Here is a 21,939-nt window from a genome sequence, read left to right as displayed (position 1 = left end):
ATCACCTGATCGGGCCGAGCCCGACCTGGATCTAACGCGCCGTCACGACATGGGCGGACATCGGCACCGATCGTCCGTCGAACGGCGCCAGCGCCTCGCGTGCAGCGTGCGTCGCTGCGGCAACGGCATCGGCGCCGCGCCGCGCCAGCTCGGCCCGCAGCGGCGTTCCCTGGCAAAGGCCCAATGCTGCCTCTTCCGCGATGACCAATGTTTCGCACGTGATCGTCTCGATCGAGACCGTCCCGAAGCCGGAGGCCCGCACGTCCGCCTCGATAACCGCAATGTCGTGATAGCCAAACGGCAGGCGGTCGAAAAAGTCCGGCGGATCCCCGGCGAACAGGTTCGCCACGGCAGCCGCGACTCGGTCGGTCACGGGATTGTCTTCGATCCTGTTCCAGGTGTTGAGCAGGCAGCGACCACCCGGCCTCAGCACGCGTAACGCTTCCCTCAACGCGCGCCTGCGATCCGGGAAGAACATCAATCCGAACTGGCAAACGACGAGATCGAAGCGCCCGTCCGCGAACGGCAGCGCCTGGGCGTCGGCCGTTTTGAAGCGGACATTGGATCTCCCTGCCCGCGCCGCGGCGCACTCGAGCATGGCGGCGCTGAGATCGGTTGCGACGATATCGGCGCCCGGAAGCCCTTCGGCGAGCGCCGCGGTCACGATCCCGGTGCCGGCAGCGACTTCGAGGATCTCGCGAGGGTCGAACGCGGCCGCGCGCCTGGCAAGGTCCGCCGCATAAGGCGCAAACAGCAGGGGCACCAGGCAGCGGTCGTACAGGATCGGGACGGGCCCATCGAAGGCGGAGTCGCCTGCGGGCGCTGGCGCGCCGATTCCGGCCTCTGCTTCCCTCATAACCCCTCCTGTCGAGCAACATGCGCCCGGACGGAGGTCTTGGAAAGAGTGCGCAGCGGCCGGATCAGGCGTGCGGCCGCATCAACGCGACCCGGTCGCGACCTTCAGCAGGCCGAGCTGCTTGCGGTAGAGATTGGTGAGCGCGGTGAAATCCGCCTGCATCTCGCCCATCTTGAGCAATTGCTCTTCCAAGGTGACGTTGTTGCCGTCCGGCTTGGTTTCCATCGTGTCGGGATCGAGCACGACACCGCTGCCGCCGCGCGGCTGACTGGCGCCGAGCGCGGCCATGCCGCTGGTAATGCTGATCCGCGGCCGGGCGACGCGCGGGCCGCCCTGCTGGACGGCGAGCAGATCGCTGAAATCCGGAGCTTCGACCTCGCGCGCCTTGAAGCCCGCGGTCTCCGAATTGGCGATATTCTGCGAGATCACCTTCTGCCGGCCGGAGAGGTGCTGCATCGCACGCTCGATGCCCTGGAAGAGGTTCGGGGTTCCACCCATGCCGCTCATGCGTCGTTCCTTAGAAGCCGGTGTAGGTGTTGGCGCTGGTCAGGCGGTTGAGCGCACTCTGGTAGTTTGCGAGCTGCGCCTTCTGGTAAGCGGACGCAGCGCCGACTGCCTTGGTGCCGTCGACCAGATTCGCCTTCATCTGATCCCAATATAGCGAGCGGAACGCCGTCTGGGTCATCGACGAGGCCGATTTAATCGCCGAAAGCGCGAACTTCGCGTCGTTGGCGGTGGCGATGCTGAGCGAATCATCGAGCATCAGACCGAAGGCGCCGCCCGGCTTGACCTTCTGCGCCTTCGGATCGATCGCAGGCACATCGAAGCGGCCCGGCTCGATCCCGAGTTTCTCGAGCGCGTCCTTGCCGGTGCCCCCCGCCAGCAGCGAGATCGAGTGCCCGGCCTTGGGCTCGATGCGCAAGGCGCTGCCGGTGCCGTTGCGGGGCGTCGTGACGGTGACGTTGGTGCCGGTGAGCTTGCGGATACGATTGGCCAGCGTCGTCAGCGTGTCGTCGGCCAGGATCGTGATCTTGCGTTCAGTGCCGCCATCGACCTTGAGCGAAAATTCGTCGCCGGCGCGCAGGCTGGTATTGGCGACCAGCCGCGCCGAGCTGGTCGGGTTGAGCTCCCCGCGATGAAAGCCAAGGGCGCTGGTGATGCCGGCGCCGCCGGTCGCTGCGGCGATCCGAACCGGCTCGGTGCGAAGCGCGGTCTGGCCGAACTGGTTGATATTCTCGATGGCGCCGGAGCCCGCATCGATCCGCGCCACGAAGCCGTCGACGGCACCCTGCCGGGCGGTTCCGGAAAGCGCACCGGTGGTGCGTCCGCCGGCATAGAGATCGTCGCCCATGAAGGCGATGCTGTCGACTTCGTCGCTTGCATCGGTGCCGAGATAGGAGACGCTGGCCTCCGTCAGATCGGCATCGATCCGGGCGACGAAGCCGTCTCGGCCGCCGCCGAGCCCGTTGACCTGGGTGCCGTTCAGGGCTGCACTGGTTGCGCCGCCGACCGCGATTTCCCCGGTCGCGGACACGGCGAGCACGCGCGCATCGGCGACGCCGAGATCAAGCGCCCCGAGATCGGTGGCAAGCGCCTGGGCGTCGAGCCGGCGCAGCCGCGCCGTACCGCTTTCACGGGTGAGTGCGAGCAACTCGCCATCGGCTCCGACGGCAAGCGCGGAGACCGTGTCGGATCCGCCGCTGTCGATGGTGCGGCGTTCCTTGAGCGAACCTGTCGCGTCGATCCGGGCGAGGAACGCATCGCCGCCGCCGCCTTGGGCCTTGCCGCCGACGAACACCGTGCCGTCTGCGCCGACCGCAACCGCCGTCGCTTCCTCGTTGCCGACGGCGCGGATCGCCGTGGCGAAGGTCTCGTCGCCATTGGCATCGAATTTGACGACGACGATGTCGCTGTCCTGATTGGTGGAGCCGTTGAACGGACCGGTGACGGTGCCCGCGACGACGATATCGCCGTTTGCGCCGACGGTGACCGCCGCGCCCTGCGCCGACGATGCCGCGCCGAGGGTGCGCTGCCAGACGACCTTGCCCTCGCTGTCGAGCTTGGTGAGGAACAGGTCTTCCGAGCCGGCAAGCTGGTTGCTGCCGATGTCGCCGGCGGCGGTGCCGACGACATAGGAATTGCCCTTGGCATCGGTGGTGATCGCCCGCGCCGTGGTGCTCGCGACGACGTCTTTCACCTTGCTCTCGTCGTCTGCGGCGAGCTTCGCACGGTCGGTCGCCTCGCCGTCGACCGCCGACAATGTGCCGAGCGTCTTGCGGGTCGCGGTGCCGGCCGGATCGTCAAAGCGCATGATCTGGGTGGTCGCCGGAGCATCGAGCGCGGTCTGGCCGGTGACGACCATCAAGGCGTCCTTGGCATTGACCTGGTCGAGCGAGATCTGCTCGACTCCGGAGGTGCTGAGCACCAGGCCCCATTTGTCGCCATTCTTCTCGACGAGGAATTTGGACGCGTATTTCGGCGTGGGATTGCCGTCGGCACCGTTGACGACGTTGCCGTCGATGTCGCGCATCGGAATGCTCGCAATGGCAGCGTTGAGCGCGGCGGTAACGCTGTCGAGGGTCGGCGGCTGGGTGGTGGTGGAAAGATCCGCCGTGACGGTCTCGGTCACGCCGTATTTCGACAGCTTGATCTCGAGCACCTCGTCGCCGGCGATGCCGACGAGCGGATCGGTGCGCGTTCCCAGCAGGCCGGTGCCGACCGTCTTTTCGGTGAACGCAGTGCCGAAGGCGACGCTTTCCGCGCGGCGCGCCGACGAGCCGAAGCTCAGCTTGACCTTGTCCGACGGCGCTTCCGCGAGGAAGCCCTGCAGGTCGTTGATCCCCTTGGCGAAGGCGGTCTGAAGAAGGGTGCGCTCGGCCGACGAGGTGGTCTTGGCGGCACCGGCCTCGGCAAGCATGCGAAGCCGCTCGAGCGCCTTGTAGGCGATGAACGATGTCTGCACGTCCTTGTTGGTGGTCGCATCCTTGGCAAGGGTCGAGCTGCTGCCGGACGAGGAGGTGGACGGCTTGTCGATGATCGTCGGCATGCGCTTGATGTTCGACACCTGCGTGCTGACGGGAATGCTGCTCGCCGCCTCCTGCCACGGGGCGACGACTGCCGGCAGGGTGAACTGCGCCCGGGCCTTCCGAACGGCGTTCGATTCGATCCTGAGCTCGGACGCAAGGCCGATCAGGCTGGTGTCTCCGGTCAGCATCGAAAGGCCGACCAGCCCGCTCGAAAAATTCACAGTCATTTGTTTACCAAACCCCCGCCACGCTCTTCTCTGATCCTATAATAGACGTGCGCCACTCGCCCGACGCGTTCGACATGCTGTTTTTTGGAGAGACCCCCTTGAGCGTGATGACCCCGATCGCAGAGCCTCCCGAGCTTAAGAGATATTCGGGCCTGCAGCGCGCGGCGATGCTGATGCTCGCCCTTGGTCAGGAACATGGCGCATCGATCTGGGAACAGCTCTCCACCGACGAGATCAAGGAACTGTCTTCGGCGATCGCGCAGCTTGGGCGGGTGCCGGCCAACGTCGTCGAGCATCTCCTGATCTCGTTCTCGGGCGAAGTCTCGTCGATGGCGTCGCTCCACGGATCGTACGAGACCACCGAGCGCCTGCTCCGCGGCGTCCTTCCTGGCGAGAAGGTGAAGGACATCATGGAGGACATCCGTGGTCCATCCGGCCGCACGATGTGGGACAAGCTGTCCAACGTGAACGAGTCGGTCCTCGCCGCCTATCTCAAGAACGAATATCCGCAGACCGTCGCGGTCATCCTCAGCAAGCTGTCGTCTGACCACGCCGCGCGCGTGCTGTCCGAGCTGCCGCAGGATTTCTCGACCGACGTCATCATGCGCATGCTCCGCATGGACACCGTCCAGAAGGAAGTGATTCAGGAGGTCGAGCAGACGCTGCGCACCGAATTCATGTCCAATCTGTCGCGCTCGCAGCGCCGCGATCCGCACGAGACCATGGCCGAAATCTTCAACGCCCTCGATCGCTCGAGCGAGGAAGCCATGCTGGCCGCGCTCGACGATCGCGCGCCGGAGGCCGCCGAGCGGATCCGCGCCCTGATGTTCACCTTCGACGATCTCGCCAATCTGCTGCCTGCGGCAATTTCGGCGATCGTCCGCAATGCCGACAAGCGCGAGATGGCGCTGGCGCTCAAGGGTGCCCCGGATCCGATGAAGCAGCTCTTCTTTTCGACGATGACGGAACGCGCCGCCAAGCTGATGAAGGAAGAGATGGGATCGATGGGCCCGGTTCGTGCGCGCGATTGCGAAGACGCGCAGACCGCAATGGTTCGGCTTGCCAAGTCGCTCGCGGACCGCGGCGAGATCATGCTCGTCGATCCGAAGAGCGACGACGGCCTGATCTACTGATCCGAAGGACGAAACCGGCATGGCAAGCGCTTCGAAGATCAAGCCGTTCGCGTTCGAGCGGGTCTTCTCCCAGCATTCGGCAGCGGACGCGGCAAAGCCCGATCCGCTGATCCTGCAGGGCGAGGTCGAGACCCTCCGCGCCCAGCTCGACCGCGTCGAGCTGGAGAAGGACATGGCGCTCGCCGAGGCGCGCAGCGCCGGGTTCGAGGCGGGTCTCGCCGAGGCGCGGGCGGAGCGTGAGGCGGCGATCCTGGCGGCGATCGACGCCTTGCAGGCCGGTATCGAGCAGATCGCCGAAGAGGTCGATCAGGCCGTCGCCAAGGCGACCGCAGAGGCCGCCGACCTGGCTCTTGCCGCGGCCGACCACCTCGCGGGCCGTGCGATCGCGGCGGCGCCTGCCGAGATGATCGATGCGGCGCTCGGCCGGGTGCTCGAACAGCTCGGGCGCAATCCGCGGCTCCAGGTCAGGGTCCATCCCGGGCTGGTCGAGGAAATGGAGCGCCTGATCGGCGTTCGACAGGCCGGCGACCGCCGCCGGATGCACGTCCATGTCACCGGCGACGAGACGATGCCGGTCGGCGATACCCACATCTCGTGGGACGAAGGCGGTCTTCGCCTGGATCTCGAATCGCGCCGCAGGGCCGTGCGCGAGGAGCTCGAAGGCGTTCTCGGCTAAGCAGCCAGAGCTGCCAGGAGCGATCGAATAGGGCGCGCTTGCAAGAGCTTACGGCTTGGCTATAAGCCCCCGCTTCCACGTGGGGACTTTCGATCATGCGTCTTGTTGCCTTGTCCGCGTTGCTCATCCTTTCCGCACCGGCTCTTGCCGCGGGGCAGGATGCCCCGGCTCCGCAGACCTCCGGGTCGAAGCCGGCCAAGGAAGAAAAGATCTGCAAGCTCGACGAGGCCGGCTCAATCTCGGGTATGCGCAAGTGCAACGGCGAACATTGACTTTTGCGACGATGCCGAGCGGGTTCTGATCACCGGCCACCGCGCAACGGCGTGTGACGGATTCCGTGTTGGCGACAGCAGCCTTTTGCCGGCCCGGCGTCCTATCTGATGTGAAGGTCGCCGCAGATCGGCGAACTCGAAACGTGGCCAACGTCGGCCGTCAACCCCGGGAATAGTATACTGCACAGCTCGGCGTTGGAGCTTGACTTAGCCAACGCATAATTAATAAATGGAATTGCTTTAATTACCGGCGCTTTGCCGAGGCCAAGCGGCGTGGAACCGCATGATGGGAGAAGGTTGATGAGGGTTAAGGGGAATTTGCGTTCCGGGCTCCTGGTGGCTGCGTCGGCCGCGGCGCTGATGGCACCGGGCTATGCGGCTGCGCAAGAGGCGCAAACGACGGCCGATCCGGTCGGCGGCGACCAGGGTGACACGACCAGCGAGGATCCAGCGGTGTCCGGCGAAGAGATCGTCGTCACCGGCATCCGCGCGTCGCAGGCGCGCGCGATCAACGTCAAGCGCAACGCCGACAGCGTCGTCGACGCGATCAGCGCCGAGGACATCGGCAAGCTCCCGGACGTCACCATCTCGGACTCGCTGCAGCGCATTCCCGGCGTGCAGGTGCGCCGCGAGGCGGGCGAAGGCGGCGCAATCAACATCCGCGGCCTGCCGCAGGTGACGACCTTGCTCAACGGCGAGGAATTCCTCGGCGCCAACTCCGTCACGACGGTCCAGCCGAACTTCAACGACGTTCCGTCGCAACTGTTCGCGGGCGCAACCGTGTTCAAGTCGCCGACCGCTTCGCTGCAGCAGGCCGGTCTGTCGGGCACCGTCGACCTGCTGACCCGCCGTCCGTTCGATCTGAAGCAGGGGCTTACGGCCGCCGGCAGCATCGAGGCGCTTTACGGCGACAAGACCGAGAAGTGGAATCCGTCTGCCAACGCGCTGGTCGCGTATAATGGCGGCCGTTTCGGAATCCTGATCTCCGGCGCGTACAGCAAGGTCGATCTGTCCAACAGCTTTCGTGGGATTCAGGATTATGGCGTCGCGCTTCGCAACGAAGGCGGCAGCGCGACCAATCCGGGTGATTTCGCCGTCGGCAATGGCGGCGTCAGCCGGGGCACCCCGGTGCTCCGGAACGGAGCCATTATCGGCTATGACGTCAACGGCGACGGCGATGCGAACGACGCCTTCGTTACCCCGCAGTCGCACACGGCCTGGAACCGGATCACCAGCCGTGAGCGCCTTGGCCTGAACGGCTCGCTGCAGTTCCAGATCAACGATGCGCTGACCTTCACTGCGGACGGCTTCTACACGAAGCAGACTCAATATGACCGCACCGCCGGGTTCCAGTTCCAGGATGTCGACTGGCAAACTGCTCCGTTCCTGCCGACGGCGTCGCGCGACACCGGCGCAGTGGTCAACGGGTTCAACCTCAACACCGTCCAGACCTATGATTACGACATGCCGAATTTCGACAGCTACGCGGAAACCTTCCGCGTCAAGTCGGAGTCGCAGAACTACAACGCGCAGCTGAAGTTCGACAATGGCGGCCCGTTGAAGGCGACGGTGCGCGGTCTCTACGGGAAGGCCAGCCGCAAGAGCGATCAGTCCTATCTGCAGTTCAACCTGACGAACGGCGCCCAATGGGCCTATTCGGGAGTCGGCAACTACCCGAGCGGGGATGTTCGCTTCAACCCGGGCGGCTATCCGGTGTACAGCCAGCCAGCGACGGTCGATTATTCGAGCGGCACGGTAAATTTCGGCTTTCCGCAGGCCTTCCTTACCCAGACCCAGGACATCTCTCGCTATGGCCTGAAGACGATCTCGTCCGAAAACAACGTCTATCGCAATGGCGATCTGTGGGCGGTCCGCGGCGACGCAGAATGGGAGCTGGGCACAGGCTTTTCGGTGAAGTTCGGCGGCCGCTACGGCGAGCGCAGCGTCGAGCAGTTCACCTTTGACCGCGTGTCGCCTTTCTATGCCGGCAACACCGACAATCCCGGCAATCCCGCCGCAGGCTGCCTGGTCAAGTGGAAGGCGTTCGACGTCAACCTCACCGATCCGAACTGCAGCGTGCGCGATGCCGCCGGCAATGCCTACACCGCCGGCTACACGCGTCTTGCCAATGATGCGATCTTCAACGGCCGCCTCAAGCAATATGCGCTGCCGGCAAAGGGTGCCCCGACCTTGTGGGTGCTCGATCCCAAGCAGATGGACAATTCGGAAGCGTTTCAGAACGAATTCTATCCGGGCAGCATCAACCTTGTGAACCCGGCGGATTCGTTCAGCATGGAGCTGCGCCAGACCTCCGGCTACGTCCAGGTCGATGGCGAGGGCGAGGTGTTCGGCCTGCCGTTCCGTGCAAATGGCGGCGTGCGCGTCGTCAACACCAAGTTCGATGTCCGCCAGAACATCGTCGGCGCCCCCCAGCCTTATGGCGTCTCCGGGGTCGATGCCGGTGACGTGGTCACCAAGCGCAGCTTCACCGACTTCCTGCCGGCCTTCAACGCGTCGCTGGATCTCAGCAGCAAGCTCCGCTTCCGCGTCGCCTATGCGAAAACGATGACCCTGCTCGACTTCCTGCAATGGGGTGGCGGTCTCAACATCAACTATGCGATCGACACGACCACCAATCCGCCGATCTTCGCGGCGCAGGGCGGCAACTCGCGTGGCAACCCGGCGCTCGAACCGTGGCGTTCCGACAACGTCGAAGCGAGCCTGGAACTGTATACTGGCCGCTCGAGCCTGATCGCAGTCGGCGCCTTCCATCTGAGCGTCGACAGCTTCATCGAGAACGCGACGATCGTTCGCAACGACATCCCGGACAATGACGGGGTGATCCGGCGCCCCGTGCCGATCAACACGGTCGTCCAGGGGGCCGGCGGATCGCTGAAGGGCATCGAAGTTTCGGCGCGTCAGTCGCTTACCGACTATGGCGTTGGCGGGTTTCTGGGCGGCTTCGGCATTGATGCCAACTACACCCTCTCGCTCGGTGACACCGGGCGCGTCGATCTGGCCGGCAACAAGCAGCCGTTCCAGGACAATTCGAAGCATCAGGTGAACGCGGCCTTGTGGTACGAACAGGGCCCGCTGCAGGCGCGCATCGCGTACAATTATCGCTCGAAGCGGCTGAATGCGTCCGATTACGGCGGGATCAGCGGCCTCGCCGTCTACCAGCGGCCGACCAGCTACCTCGACGCCTCGATCGCGTTCGACGTCAACGATCATGTCACCCTCTACGGCCAGGCGTCCAACCTGACCGGGGAATATGAGCGTTACTACCTGACCTTCCCGGATCAGGCCCTTTGGGACAATATCTACGAGCGGCGCTTCACCGCGGGCGTCCGCGCCCGCTTCTAACAGCGACAGGCTCGAACGACATCCTCCTTGCCCCTCCCCGCCACTGGCGCGGAGGGGCTTTTTCTGGGAGGAGCGCCAACGGGAGAGGGTGCGGATGAGCAATCGGGCACAGAACGAAGGCGACGGACCGGACGGCCCGATCCGCTCGATCGTTATCGTCGGCGGCGGCACCGCCGGGTGGATGTCCGCCGCCTTTCTGGCGAACAAGCTTCGTCACCTGCCGATCACGATCACGGTGGTCGACAGCGCCCAGATCGGCACGATCGGGGTCGGCGAGGCGACCGTTCCCGCGATCCGCGACTTCCTGTCCGCGGTGGCGCTCGGCGAGATGGACGTTCTTCGCGAGACCGAAGGTACCGTCAAACTCGGAATCCGCTTCGCCGACTGGGCAGAAGTGGGCCATGATTTCTTCCACCCGTTCGGCCTCTACGGCGTGCCGGCTCGCGGCGTCGCCTTTCATCATTATTGGCTGAAGCTGCGCGCCGCAGGCGACGCGCTGCCGCTCGCCGACTATTGCCTGTGCACGCAACTGGCGGAGCAGGGCCTGTTCCTCTCGCCGCCGGACCGTCCGACCAGCGATCTCGGCATCTTCAACTTCGCGCTCCATTTCGACGCCTCGAGATTCGCTGCGATGCTGCGGCGGCTGTCACTCGCCAACAAGGTCCGCCACATCGACGGCCTGATCGAACGTGTGGAGCAGCATCCGGAACGCGGCGACGTCACCGCCGTGGTGCTCGCCGGCGGTGCGCGCGTCGAGGGCGACCTGTGGATCGATTGCTCGGGCTTTCGCGGCCTGCTGATCGCCGGCGCCCAGGACGTGCCGTTCGTCGACTGGCGCCACTGGCTTCCCTGCGACCGGGCGGTGGCGATCGGCTGTGCCGAGGCGCAGCCGCACAAGCCGGTGACCACGGCGACGGCTCGGGAAGCGGGGTGGCAATGGCACATCCCGCTCCGCCACCGGATCGGCAACGGCTATGTCTACAGCTCCGATCACCTCGGCGACGACGATGCCGAAGCGGCACTCCGCGACCGGCTCGAAGGATCTCCCGTCACCGAGGCGAACCGGCTCCGATTCACCGCCGGCCATCGCGCCGAGACATGGCGCCGCAACGTCGTCGCCATCGGTCTGTCCGGCGGATTCCTGGAGCCGCTGGAATCGACCAGCATCACGCTCATCCAGTCCGGGCTCGAACGGCTGGTGCAGCTCTTCCCCGAGCGTGGCTGTGATCCGCGCCTCGCTGCGACCTACAATCGCCAGTCGACGCTCGAATTCGAGCGCATCCGCGATTTCCTGCTGCTCCATTATGTCGGCAATCGCAGGTATGGCGAGCCATTCTGGGACCGCATGCGTGCCCTGGATCTGCCGGAGAGTCTGCAGGCGAAGCTCGACGCCTGGCGCGCCCAGGGCGCCTTCGTCCGCTACGAATGGGAAACGTTCCAGGATCCGAGCTGGCTCAGCCTCTATGCAGGATTTGGCGACCTCCCCGGCCGCTACAACCTCCTCGCCGATCAGTTCAGCACCGAGGAGCTGCGCGATACGTTCGCGCGCATGCGTCAGGCGATCGCGGGCACGGTAAAGCTGGGCGTGCCGCACCGCTCGATCGTCGACTGAGCGCTACGCAGCGCGGCGCCCCTTTCCGGCAGTATCGGGCTCCTTCCACAATGTGCCGCTGCGCGGCAGCAGGAAGTGGCTGAACGGAAGGATTGCGCCGCCGACCGCCGGCGCGTCTTCGGAAAGTGCCGCGCGGAGGATCGGCGCAAGCGTCGGCGCATTGGTGGCGCAGCGCTGGAGCCGAGCCTGGCAACGCGCCGCGAGCGCTTCGACATAGCGCCTGGGGAGCCGCCCGCCGATCAGGATCGCCGCCGGGTTGATCAGGCAATTGACCGCCGCGAGCGCGCCCGTCAGCCGCTCGGCGGCAAGATCCATCCACCGTTCGACCACCGCATCGACCTCGGCCGACGCGCTCTCGCCCATCATCTCGGCGAGGCGGAAGCCCGCCGCCTCGAGCGGCACCGCGAGGCCGGAAAGCGAGACGCTCTGCTGGATCTGCTCGAGCCCGCCCTTGCCGTCGTCGGCAAGCAGGAAGCCAAGTTCGCCGCTGCGTCCGTCGGCGCCGCGGAAGTAATTTCCATCGATCACAAGACCGCCGCCGAGCGCCGACGAAACGAGGATGTAGAAGAAGCTCGAGTGGAACTGGCCCAAGCCCAATTGCATTTCGCCCATCGCGGCGGCGGCTGCGTCATTCTCCGTGAAGACGGGCAGATTGAGCGGCTCCGCGAACAGCGCCGGGAGATTGGCGTCGTCCCATTGCGAATAGTCCGGCGATCGGCCCGGCAGGTCGATGCGCCCCAGATCGTCTGGTATGGCGACGCCGATGCCCACGAGGCGGCTCGCGTCGATACCGGCATCGGCGATCATCCGCTCGATCGAGCCGCGGTACATGTCTCGCACTTCTCCGGGCAGGGCGAACGGCACTTCGCGCGACAGCCTTGCCACCGTCTCTCCGGCGAAATTCACGATCACGATGGTGATGTGATCACGATCGATGTTCACCCCGATCGAGTAGCAGGCATCGCGCGCCACCACGAACTTGGTCGCCGGCTGCCCGCGGCCGCCGCGAAGCTGCCCTGATTCCTCGATCAGCCCTTCGCCCAGCAAACGCCGGGTGATGTTGGCGATCGCCGGCGGGGTGAGCCCGGTGATGTTGGCGAGATCGACGCGAGTCAGCTCCCCGTTCACCCGGATGGCGTGCAGGGTGACCCGCTGGTTGTGATCGGCCGCCCGCTCCAAATTGGTGCCGGAGAGCCTTACCTTTTGTTTCGACGTCTTCACGCGTCTCCTATCCTCGTCTCGGCGATGATGGTGAGTGGGTCACGGGCGGGTTGCACACGGGAACAGAGGCCGGACGCCTGCCCTGCGCCATACTCAGGGCGACGTGGCATCGGACCGGCCCATGACGCTGTCCATCCGTTCCAGCGCCACCGAGCGGGTCTCCGGAAAGAAGCGCCAGACGACGACGAATTGCAACGCCATCGCGGCCGCGAAGACCCAGAAGGGCAAGGCGAGAGTGTGCGCTGCGATCACGGGAAAAGCAAAGGAGATGATCGCGTTCATCACCCAATGGGTGGCGCTGCCCAGGGCCTGGCCGCGCGCGCGCACCGGCGTCGGGAAGATCTCCGACAGGTAGACCCAGATCACGGCGCCTTGCGACAGAGCGAAGAAGAGGATGAACAGGATCAGCATCGGCAGCAGCAGAAACTCGCCGCGGCCGATCGCATAGATTGCGGCGACCCCGGCGAGCGCCGCGCAGGTGCCGGCCGCGCCGGTCATCAGCAACGGCTTGCGCCCGACCCGGTCGATCAGGCTGAGGCCGAGCATCGTCGCGGCGAGATTGGCGAGCCCGATTGCCACCGCCTGCACATCCGCGGACAGCGCGCTGAACCCTGCCGCCCGAAAGATATCGTTCAGATAATAGAGGATCGCGTTGATCCCGGAGAGCTGGTTGAACGCGGCGATGGTGAGCGCGAGCAGGATCGGCTTTCGATAGGCGCTCCATGTCAACCGCGACCCGGTCTCGGGACGCGATTGCTCGAACTCGGCGGCGACGCTCTCAGGCTCACCCATGCGGAGTCGGGCGATCGCCGCCAGCGCCTCGTCGCGCCGGCCCCGCTCCAGCAGCCAGCGCGGGCTCTGGGGGATACGGAGCAAGGCAAGCAGCAGGATCACCGACGGCACCGCCGCGACCGCGAACTTGGCGCGCCATGCCTCAGGATCGGCAAGCACCTGGGCGACGAGGAAATTGCTGAGGTAGGCGGCGAGGATGCCGATGACGATGTTGAGCTGGAAGAGGCCGACCAGCCGGCCGCGGCGCTCCGCCGGGCTGATCTCTGAAATGTAGACGGGCGCCAGCACCGAGGAGCCGCCGATCGCGAGGCCGCCGAGGAAGCGGAAGAAGAACAGGGATTCGAGGTTCCAGCTCAGTGCCGAGCCGACTGCGGAGAGGATGTAGAGCAATGCGATCCAGCCGAGTACGGCACGGCTGCCGAAGCGATCACCGGGAATCCCTGCGCCAAGCGCGCCGATCAAGGTGCCCCACAAAGCGGCGGAGACCACCGCACCGAGGCCGGAGGGAGACAGTGCGAATGCGTCGCGCAGCGCGCTCGTGGTGCCGGCGATGACAGCGGTGTCGAAGCCGAACAGCAAGCCGGCCAGCGCGGCAGCCACGATCGCGGCTCGATTATATGGCAGGTTTGCCTGCGTCATGCCCCTCCCCTATTTTCTAAATTTGTTGTATTTAATCATATCCCCGCCTTATGGGGAAGGGGTTAGGATGGCGTAGCCTGCAAAAAGCGGGAAGCCGGCAAGGGGAGAGACAATGCGCACGCTTCAAATCGGGACATCGATCGCAGCACTGGCCCTGGCGAGCGCAGCGCCCGCCGCCATTCCGGACAATGGCGGCCCCTTCAACGTCAGCATTCTCCAGGGTGGCATCGGGGTCGAGCGCGAGCTCAAGGGCGCCGACGCGATGCTTGGCACGGAGCGTCCATTCGGCCTGTCGAGCTGGGTTCGGCCGGATGCGGAGCGCAAGGGCCGCATCGTCCTGCTCGCCGCCGGCGCCGGCGACGACTGCCGCTGCCTGGTGATCGACGACGGTCGGCTCGCCTTCCGCAGCGGCGGGCGGACCTTGTCCTCGGGCGCCGTGATCGCCGCCGGCCGCTGGACCCATGTCGCCGCTTCGTCGGACGGACGCATCGTGTCCCTGTACGTCGGCGGACGGCGGGTCGCCTCGGGGCCGCTGCCGCAGCCGGCGATCGCCGCCCGCTTCGCGGTCGCGCCGCCGATCGAGGGCGAGCCGCATTTCGGTGGGAGCTTGGTCGGCGCGACGCTTCACGACAACGCGCTGAGCGCCGCCGCAATTGCCGCGGACATCCGCGCCCGCCCCGATTTCGATCTCGTGCAGATGTGGAAGGTCGGCGTCGGCTGGGAGTGGCAGAAGCAGGCCAATACAGGCTTGTGGCGGCAGCAGGATCCCTGGACCCTGCCGCAGGGTAAGGGTGGAACCACCCGGCCGGTCGCCAAGCCCATCGATGCGCAGCCGGTGATCGAGCGCATCGCCGACGATCGCTGGCAGGTGAACGGCTGGCGACTCGCCGCCGCACCCGACGTCAAGGCGGACGGCGCCCAGCTTTCGACCGCGCGCTTCGATGCCCGCAAATGGCATGCGGCGACGGTGCCGGGGACGGTGCTGACGACGCTTGTCGACCGCGGAGTCTATCCGGATCCCTATTACGGGCTCAACAACTTGGCGATCCCGGAAAGCCTGTCGCGTCAGGATTATTGGTACCGCACCAGCTTCGCGATCCCGCCCGAGGCCGCCGGCAAGCGGCTGACCTTGGTGTTCAACGGCATCAACTACGCCTCCGAAGTCTGGCTGAACGGACGCAAGCTCGGCGGCACCGTCGGCGCCTTCATCCGCGGCCAGTTCGACATCACGCCCGCCGCCGGCGAGAATGTGGTCGCCGTCCGGGTGTCGCCGCCGCCCCATCCCGGGATCCCGCACGAACAATCGATCAAGGGCGGCGTCGGTGAGAATGGCGGCCAGATGGCGATCGACGGCCCGACCTTCGTCGCCACCGAAGGCTGGGACTGGATCCCCGGCATCCGTGATCGCAACACCGGCATCTGGCTCCCGGTCGAGCTCCAGGCGCATGGTGCCGTGCGCATCCTCGATCCCCAGGTCGTCACCGATCTTCCGCTGCCGCGCACCGACAGCGCCGACCTGTATATCGAGGTGCCGGTCCGCAACGAAGGCGGCGCGCCGCGGCCGGTGACGGTGCGCGCCGCGTTCGACGACGTCGTAGTGGAGAAGACGATCACCGCGCCGGCCGGAGAGTCGAGCGTCCGCTTCACGCCCGCCGAATTCCCGGCGCTGCGGGTCAGCAACCCGAAATTGTGGTGGCCGAACGGCTATGGCGATCCGGCTTTGCACGTGCTGCGGGTGACGGCGCTCGACGGCGGTACCGCCTCCGACAGCAAGGACGTCCGCTTCGGCATCCGAGAGGTCAGCTACGATCTGTCGCTGTTCGACAGCAAGGGCCGGCTGCGCCGGGTCAACGTGCAGACCACCGACGGCAAGCTTGCCGGCGAGAAATTGATCGACGTCACCCATGAAGGGATCAAGCAGAGCCCCCGCGGTTTTGCCGAATCGCTGACGCCGGCCGGGGAGAAATCACGCGGCGTCACCGACATCGCCGAGACACTTCCGGAGCCGCACCTCGCCATCCGCATCAACGGCGTCAAGATCGCCGCGCGCGGCGGGAATTGGGGCATGGACGATGCGATGAAGCGCGTCCCGCGCGAGCGGCTCGAACCCTATTTCCGTCTCCAGAAGGAGGCGAACATGAACATCATCCGCAACTGGATGGGCACCAACACCGAGCCGCAATTCTACGATCTCGCCGACGAATACGGCATGATGGTGATGAACGATTTCTGGCAATCGACCCAGAATTTCCAGGTCGAGCCGCAGGATCCGCAGCTGTTCCTCGCCAATGCCCGCGACACGGTGTCCCGCTATCGCAACCACCCGTCGATCATTCTCTGGTTCGGCCGCAACGAGGGCGTGCCCTACCCGATGCTGAACGAGGGGCTGGACGACACCGTCGCAGCGCTCGACGGCACCCGCTGGTTCACCGGCAGCTCGAACGTCGTCAACCTGCAGGGCTCCGGGCCTTACAATTACCGGCCGCCGGTCGGCTATTTCACCGATCTCGCCACCGGCTTCTCGGTCGAGACCGGTACGCCGTCGCTTTCGACCCTCGAATCGGTGAAGAGCACCGTGCCGCAGGCGGATCTCTGGCCGCTGAGCGACACGCTTGCTTACCACGACTGGCATTTCGCCGGGAATGGCGACACCAAGACGTTCATGCAGACGCTGGACACGATGTTCGGACAGGCGACCAGCCTCGAGGATTTCGAGCGCAAGGCGCAGATGATGAACCTCGAGACCCACAAGGCGATGTACGAGGGCTTCCTCGGCCATCTGTGGACCAAGAATAGCGGCCGCCTGCTGTGGATGACCCATCCCGCCTGGCCCTCGAACGCGTGGCAGATCTACAGCTGGGATTACGACACCCATGCCGCTTACTACGGGGCCAAGAAGGCGACCGAGCCGCTCCACGTCCAGCTCAACCTGCCCGACAACGCTTTGGTCGTGCTCAACACCACCCGGGAGGATCGCCCTGGCCTGACCGCGACGACGCGCGTCGTCGGCCTCGACAATCGCGAGCTGTTCACACGTAGCGACAAGGTCGATGCGAAGGCGAACCGGGCGACCAGGCTGCCGGCAATCCCGCTCGATCCGCTGCTCGTCCAGAACGGAGTCGCTCTGGTGTCGTTGCGCCTCGTCGATGGCGGCGGGCAGCTCGTGTCCGAGAATTTCTACTGGCGGGGCAAGGACATTGCCGCCTACCGCGCACTCAACAACCTCGCTCCGGCCGCACTCGGGCTGACTGCGGCGGCGGGCGATGTCGTCGGCAGCGATCGCGTGGTCACTGCAACGCTGACCAACCGCACCGGCATCCCGGCGCTCAACGCCAAGCTTACCCTGGTAGATCCCAAGGGCGAGCGGATCCTGCCCGCATTCTACAGCGACAATTATGTGGCCTTGCTGCCCGGCGAGAGCAAGACGATCACGATCCGCTATCCCGCCACGGTCACCGCGCCGGCTGGCCTGACCTTGCGCGGCTGGAACGTGGTTCCACAGACGGTGCGGACGGGGCAATAACGAGCGGCACCCTTCCGGGTACGAAGCAGGCGGAGTCACAGATGAAGAAGAGCGTCGTTCTTGCTGCTTTCCTGGCTTCGGCGGCGACGCCGGCGCTTGCCGCCGATCTGCGGCTCGCCTCGCCCAGCGGCCGCGTGGAGATCGTCGTCGGCACCAGCCCCGAGCGGCAGCCGACCTACGCAGTCTCGTTCGACGGCAAGCCGGTGCTCGCGCCGTCGGGGCTCGGCCTGGATCTGGTCAAAGGCGGCCGCCTTTCCTACGGCCTCGCCGTGACCGGCTCCACGCGGCAGACTGTGAACCGCCGCTACACGCTCACCGCCGGCAAGGCCCGCGACGTCGCGGATCAATTCAACGAACTCTCGGTCGATTTCCGAGAGGGTGATGCCGGCGCGCCCGGGCGCACGCTCCGCATCGTCTTCCGCGCCTATGACGACGGCGCCGCCTTCCGCTACGTGTTGCCGGTGCAGCCGCAGACCGCCGGCACCGACATTGCCGGCGAAATGACGCGCTTCGATTTCCCGCGCGACTACCAATGCTGGGGCCTCAATCTCGGCAGATACGGATCGAGTCATGAGGGCGAATTCGATCCGGTGCGGGCCTCGTCGCTGCGCGAGCACAATCTCTACGACGCGCCGTTCGTCTGCAGCACGGGCGAAGGCGGTACCACGTTCGCGCTGGCCGAGGCGAACCTCAGAAACTATGCCGGAATGTACCTGCAGGGGCGCGGCGATGGCGGCGTCGGGACCCAGGTGAAGCTGTCGCCGCGGCTCGACGATCCGCTGGTTGCGGTGCGCACCCGGATCGGATCCGAGACGGTCTCGCCGTGGCGGGTGGTGATGCTCGCCGATGCGCCGGCAAGGCTGCTCCAGTCCAACTTGATCACCAGCCTCAATCCGGATCCGGATTTCGACACGTCGTGGATCAAGCCCGGCAAGTCGGCCTGGGACTGGTGGAATGGTCCGACCCTCGCCGGAGTCCAGACTGCGGGCACCAATGACGAGACGGTGAAGCGTTTCATCGATTTTGCTGCCGCATCCGGCCTCGAATACATGCTGATCGATGAGGGCTGGTACATGGGTGCCGGCGGCGGCGGTCTCGTCCGCCCCGGCGTCGACGTCACGCGGTCGATCCCGGAGATCAACCTCCCCGAGCTGGTGGACTATGGCCGCAAGCGCGGCGTCGGGCTGTGGCTGTGGCTCAACTGGAAAGCGCTCGACGCTCAGATGGACGAGGCGCTCGCCCTCTACGAGAAGCTCGGCATCAAGGGCATCAAGGTCGATTTCATGGACCGCGACGACCAGGCGATGGTCGACTGGTATCACCGCCTGCTGCGCGGCGCTGCCAAGCACAAGCTGATGGTCAATCTGCACGGCGCCTATCATCCGACCGGGCTTGCGCGCACCTACCCCCATTACCTCACTCAGGAAGGGGTGATGGGCGCGGAATATAACAAGTGGAGCCGCCGGGTAACGGCGCGGCACAATGTCACCCTCGCCTTCACCCGCCAGCTGCTCGGCCCGATGGACTATACGCCGGGCGGATTCCGCAACGTTCGGCCCGAAGAATTCACGATCCGCAACGCGCCGCCCTTCGTCCAGACCACACGTGGCCAGGCACTGGCCATGTACGTCGTCTATGAAAGCCCCTTCTCGGTTGTCGCCGATACGCCCGATGCCTATCGCGGCGAACCCGGGCTCGACTTCATCTCCGACGTGCCGGTCACCTGGGACGAGACCCGCGCCATCGCAGGGGAGATCGGCGAATATGTCGTCGTTGCGCGGCGCAAGGGCAGGGACTGGTATGTCGGTGCGATGACCAACGAGCAGGCACGGACCGTGACCCTGCCGCTCGATTTCCTCGGCGGCGGGCGGTTCGCGCTCACGTCCTGGGCCGATGGCGATGTTCCGACCGAGCTTAAGGTCGATCGGACATCGGTCGGCCGCGGCGCGCGCCAGCCGATCACCCTTCAGCTCGCGGCCTCCGGCGGCGCCGCCCTCCGCTTCAAGGCGGAGTAAGCGGCACCGATCCGGGGTTCAGAAGGTCTTGCGCAGGGTGACCCCGTAGGTACGGGGCTGGCCGATGTTGAAGCCGAGCCGCGCCCGTCCGCCGCGCTCGCGGTCGAACGACAGCAACGGATTCTCGTCGAGCAGATTGTGCACGTAGGCGGTGATGCTGGTGCCGTTATCCCACTCGACGCCGGCGCTGATGTTGATGAGCTCGTAGGCGGGAAGCTTCAGATCGACGATCGTCGCTTCGGCTCCGGTCGCCCCGCCGAACGGAAGACCCGATCGGAAGGTGCGGGGATTGTCGACCTGGTCGCTGGGCTGGGTGTAGCGGCTGCCGACATGCTGGAAGGATCCCGACACGAAACCTTCGGTGCCGCTTTCGTCGAGCGGGAAGCTGTAGGTGGAGCTCGCCGCCATCTGGAACTTGGGAACGCTCGGCAGTCGATTGCCTTCCTCGATCCCGCCGATCACGTCGCCGGCGCCGCTCAGCACCGTCGAGTCAAATTCGGCTTCGAGCAGGCTGGCGATCAGCGACACGTCGAGGCCGCGGACCGGCCGTGCCGACAGCTCGACCTCGACGCCCATCGTGTGCGCCTCCGGGACGTTGAAGACGATTCGCGACGAGCAGGAGCCGGCGTCGAGCGTCACCTGAAGGTTGCTGATGTCGGTGTAGAAGCCTGCGACGTTGAAGCTGATCGGCCCGAAATCGCCCTTCACCCCGGCTTCGTAGTTCCACAGGGTTTCGTCGTCATAATCCTGGAAGCCGCCGAAGATCGTCTCGTCCTCGGGCGAGCAGAGCGGGAGGTTCAGCGGATCGTTGACGCCGCCGAGACGGAAGCCCTTGGAGGCCTGAAGGTTGATCCGGATGTCCTCGCTCGCTTCGAAGTTCAGCAGGACGCGCGGGGTGAAGCCGCTCGAGCTGGTCTCGTCCGTACGATTGTCTCCGTTCGCGAAGAGTCCGCCCGACCGGAAGCTGCGCTCCTCCTTGAAATCATAATAGCGACCGCCCGCCGTCAGCTCGAAGCGACCGAAATCGTAGGTCGCCTCTCCGAACACGGCCTTCTGGGTGATGTCGTAGGGAAGCGAGCTATTGTAGGGGCTGTCGGCCGGGAAGCCGTTGCGGACCGAAACCGCGGTGCCGGCGCCAAGCGTGGCATCGGTCGCCGCATCATAGCCGGGAGTCGGCAGCCGTTGATCATATTGGCGGTCGATGCTCGAATAGAAACCGCCGAGCACCCATTGGAACGGACCGGTTCCGCCCGAGGAGAGACGGATCTCCTGGGTGAATTGCTCGAGCTCCGTGTTGTCCCGAAGGTTGGACGGAAGCGATACGGCCGCGGTCGGGAAGCCGAGATCGACGGAAACGCTGCCGCTGAGCGCGCTGGCATCGCGGCTGACCAGGATCGAGCGATCGATCCAGCTGGTGACCGAGGTCAGCACGACCGGGCCGAGATCGGCGCTTGCGGTCAGATCGGCGAGGAAGGTGCGATCGCGGAAGCGTTCCGGCAGCAGCAGGAATTGCTCGCGCTCGTCGAAAGTGACGGCGGGACGCGTGGTCGTGAACGGGTTGGCGAAGAGATTGTAGACCTCCTGCCGGTTGAACCCTTGCGCCTCGGTGACCTGGTAGACAACCCGCGGCGTGATCCGGATGCCAGCCGAGGGTTCGAACAGCAAGGCGAGGCGGCCGCCGGTACGCTGCCCCGTATTGACGTCCTCATCGACACCGCCGCCTTCCTGCCGCGCGTTGACGAAGCCGCCGTAGCGGGTCGAGTAGGCGACCGCGCGCACCGCCAGGTTCTCGCCGATCGGGCCGTTGACCATGCCCTTGAGGTGACCGCCGAGAGAATCGCCGTCGACGAGATTGGCATTGGCTTCGAACGACGCTTCGACGCGGTCGAGGCTCGGCTGGTTGGTGATGTAGCGGATGGTGCCGCCGACCGAGCCCGATCCGAACAGGGTGCCCTGCGGGCCGCGCAAGGTCTCGACGCGGTTGAGATCGAACAGATCCAGATCGGGCGTGAACAGCGACAGCGAGATCACGGATTCGTCCAGATAAACGCCGACCTGCTCCTTCACGCCCGGCTGATCGCGCACGACCTGTCCGGCGGAAACGCCGCGGACCGAAACCTGGCTTTGACCGGGCCCCAGATTCTGCACGGCGAGGCCGGCGACGTTGCGGGACAGATCCTCGATCGTCATCGCGCCCGAACGGCGGATATCTTCCTCCGTCTGGGCATTGATCGAGAACGGAACTTCGAGAAGGGTCTGCTCGCGCTTGGTCGCGGTAACGATGATCTCCTGCTCTTCCTCGGCAACGGTTCCGCCCGCCCCGGTTTGCGCCTGCGCTGGTCCGGCAAAGACGAGGAAGGCCGACAGAGAAGTAGTTGCAAACAGAAACGATCTACGAACGACGCCGAGCGGGATCCTATACGCCATCACCCATCTCTCCCTGTTCTGGTGGGCCACGGGTAATCCGCAACGATTACTTGGAACAAGCTGCGATGCAGCAAATCTGGCAGTTTGGTCACTGACTGTTGCAAGATTGTAACATGACAGCGTTGACTTCGATCATGCCGACCGGGATGGTCGCGCC

12 protein-coding genes are annotated in these 21,939 nt (G+C 65.6%); 6 read left to right on the top strand and 6 right to left on the bottom strand.

Annotation, left to right across the window (positions count from 1 at the left end):
- Positions 1-31: 31 nt before the first annotated feature.
- From C7I55_RS23710 to C7I55_RS23700, 3 genes are all read right to left on the bottom strand, one after another.
- Complete coding sequence (locus C7I55_RS23710; RefSeq protein ID WP_106515513.1) at positions 32-856, bottom strand: class I SAM-dependent methyltransferase; 825 nt, start codon at positions 854-856, stop codon at positions 32-34.
- 81 nt (positions 857-937) lie between these two features.
- Positions 938-1,354, bottom strand: a complete 417-nt coding sequence (locus C7I55_RS23705) for a flagellar basal body protein (protein ID WP_106515603.1) — start codon at positions 1,352-1,354, stop codon at positions 938-940.
- 19 nt (positions 1,355-1,373) lie between these two features.
- Positions 1,374-4,109: an NHL repeat-containing protein gene (locus C7I55_RS23700; RefSeq protein WP_106515512.1), complete on the bottom strand. Its 2,736-nt coding sequence runs from the start codon at positions 4,107-4,109 to the stop codon at positions 1,374-1,376.
- Positions 4,110-4,216: 107 nt separating this feature from the next.
- Between C7I55_RS23700 and fliG the strand changes: the two genes are divergently transcribed.
- From fliG to C7I55_RS23680, 4 genes are all read left to right on the top strand, one after another.
- The gene (gene fliG, locus C7I55_RS23695) at positions 4,217-5,242 is read left to right on the top strand and encodes a flagellar motor switch protein FliG (RefSeq protein ID WP_408640630.1); all 1,026 of its coding nucleotides are present in this window, start codon (positions 4,217-4,219) and stop codon (positions 5,240-5,242) included.
- 19 nt (positions 5,243-5,261) lie between these two features.
- On the top strand, positions 5,262-5,918 hold the full coding sequence (locus tag C7I55_RS23690; RefSeq protein WP_106515510.1) for a FliH/SctL family protein: 657 nt from the start codon (positions 5,262-5,264) through the stop codon (positions 5,916-5,918).
- A 572-nt stretch (positions 5,919-6,490) separates the two neighbouring features.
- A complete protein-coding gene (locus C7I55_RS23685) occupies positions 6,491-9,553 on the top strand; it encodes a TonB-dependent receptor (protein ID WP_106515509.1) in 3,063 nt (1,020 codons plus the stop codon).
- A 94-nt stretch (positions 9,554-9,647) separates the two neighbouring features.
- Positions 9,648-11,165 (top strand): tryptophan halogenase family protein, encoded by a 1,518-nt coding sequence (locus C7I55_RS23680; RefSeq protein WP_106515508.1) that lies wholly within the window; start codon positions 9,648-9,650, stop codon positions 11,163-11,165.
- A gap of 3 nt (positions 11,166-11,168) precedes the next feature.
- Here the strand turns inward: C7I55_RS23680 and C7I55_RS23675 are convergent, their stop codons facing one another.
- The gene (locus tag C7I55_RS23675) at positions 11,169-12,386 is read right to left on the bottom strand and encodes an ROK family transcriptional regulator (RefSeq protein WP_106515507.1); all 1,218 of its coding nucleotides are present in this window, start codon (positions 12,384-12,386) and stop codon (positions 11,169-11,171) included.
- 93 nt (positions 12,387-12,479) lie between these two features.
- Positions 12,480-13,817 (bottom strand): sugar porter family MFS transporter, encoded by a 1,338-nt coding sequence (locus C7I55_RS23670; protein ID WP_106515506.1) that lies wholly within the window; start codon positions 13,815-13,817, stop codon positions 12,480-12,482.
- 112 nt (positions 13,818-13,929) lie between these two features.
- Here C7I55_RS23670 and C7I55_RS23665 point away from each other — a divergent pair, with 112 nt between their 5' ends.
- Both C7I55_RS23665 and C7I55_RS23660 read left to right on the top strand, forming a co-directional pair.
- Positions 13,930-17,340, top strand: coding sequence for a glycosyl hydrolase 2 galactose-binding domain-containing protein (locus C7I55_RS23665; protein WP_106515505.1), 3,411 nt, complete (start codon positions 13,930-13,932; stop codon positions 17,338-17,340).
- Positions 17,341-17,381: 41 nt separating this feature from the next.
- The gene (locus C7I55_RS23660; RefSeq protein ID WP_106515504.1) at positions 17,382-19,355 is read left to right on the top strand and encodes a glycoside hydrolase family 97 protein; all 1,974 of its coding nucleotides are present in this window, start codon (positions 17,382-17,384) and stop codon (positions 19,353-19,355) included.
- An 18-nt stretch (positions 19,356-19,373) separates the two neighbouring features.
- Here C7I55_RS23660 and C7I55_RS23655 read toward each other — a convergent pair whose 3' ends face one another.
- Positions 19,374-21,782 carry a TonB-dependent receptor gene (locus tag C7I55_RS23655; protein ID WP_106515503.1) on the bottom strand — a complete coding sequence of 803 codons (2,409 nt, stop codon included), beginning with the start codon at positions 21,780-21,782 and terminating at the stop codon, positions 19,374-19,376.
- Positions 21,783-21,939: the final 157 nt, after the last annotated feature.

This window comes from Allosphingosinicella deserti, assembly GCF_003012735.1.
Lineage (GTDB): Bacteria > Pseudomonadota > Alphaproteobacteria > Sphingomonadales > Sphingomonadaceae > Allosphingosinicella > Allosphingosinicella deserti.
The sequence above is the reverse complement of the archived record's forward strand: the minus strand, read 5'-3'. Positions and strand labels throughout refer to the sequence as shown.

Excerpts from the sequence above, each read along its gene's own strand:
- C7I55_RS23710 (WP_106515513.1), bottom strand. The coding sequence starts at position 856 with ATGAGGGAAGCAGAGGCCGGAATCGGCGCGCCAGCGCCCGCAGGCGAC.
- C7I55_RS23705 (WP_106515603.1), bottom strand. The coding sequence starts at position 1,354 with ATGGGTGGAACCCCGAACCTCTTCCAGGGCATCGAGCGTGCGATGCAG.
- C7I55_RS23700 (WP_106515512.1), bottom strand. The coding sequence starts at position 4,109 with ATGACTGTGAATTTTTCGAGCGGGCTGGTCGGCCTTTCGATGCTGACC.
- fliG (WP_408640630.1), top strand. The coding sequence starts at position 4,217 with ATGACCCCGATCGCAGAGCCTCCCGAGCTTAAGAGATATTCGGGCCTG.
- C7I55_RS23690 (WP_106515510.1), top strand. The coding sequence starts at position 5,262 with ATGGCAAGCGCTTCGAAGATCAAGCCGTTCGCGTTCGAGCGGGTCTTC.
- C7I55_RS23685 (WP_106515509.1), top strand. The coding sequence starts at position 6,491 with ATGAGGGTTAAGGGGAATTTGCGTTCCGGGCTCCTGGTGGCTGCGTCG.
- C7I55_RS23680 (WP_106515508.1), top strand. The coding sequence starts at position 9,648 with ATGAGCAATCGGGCACAGAACGAAGGCGACGGACCGGACGGCCCGATC.
- C7I55_RS23670 (WP_106515506.1), bottom strand. The coding sequence starts at position 13,817 with ATGACGCAGGCAAACCTGCCATATAATCGAGCCGCGATCGTGGCTGCC.
- C7I55_RS23665 (WP_106515505.1), top strand. The coding sequence starts at position 13,930 with ATGCGCACGCTTCAAATCGGGACATCGATCGCAGCACTGGCCCTGGCG.
- C7I55_RS23660 (WP_106515504.1), top strand. The coding sequence starts at position 17,382 with ATGAAGAAGAGCGTCGTTCTTGCTGCTTTCCTGGCTTCGGCGGCGACG.
- C7I55_RS23655 (WP_106515503.1), bottom strand. The coding sequence starts at position 21,782 with ATGGCGTATAGGATCCCGCTCGGCGTCGTTCGTAGATCGTTTCTGTTT.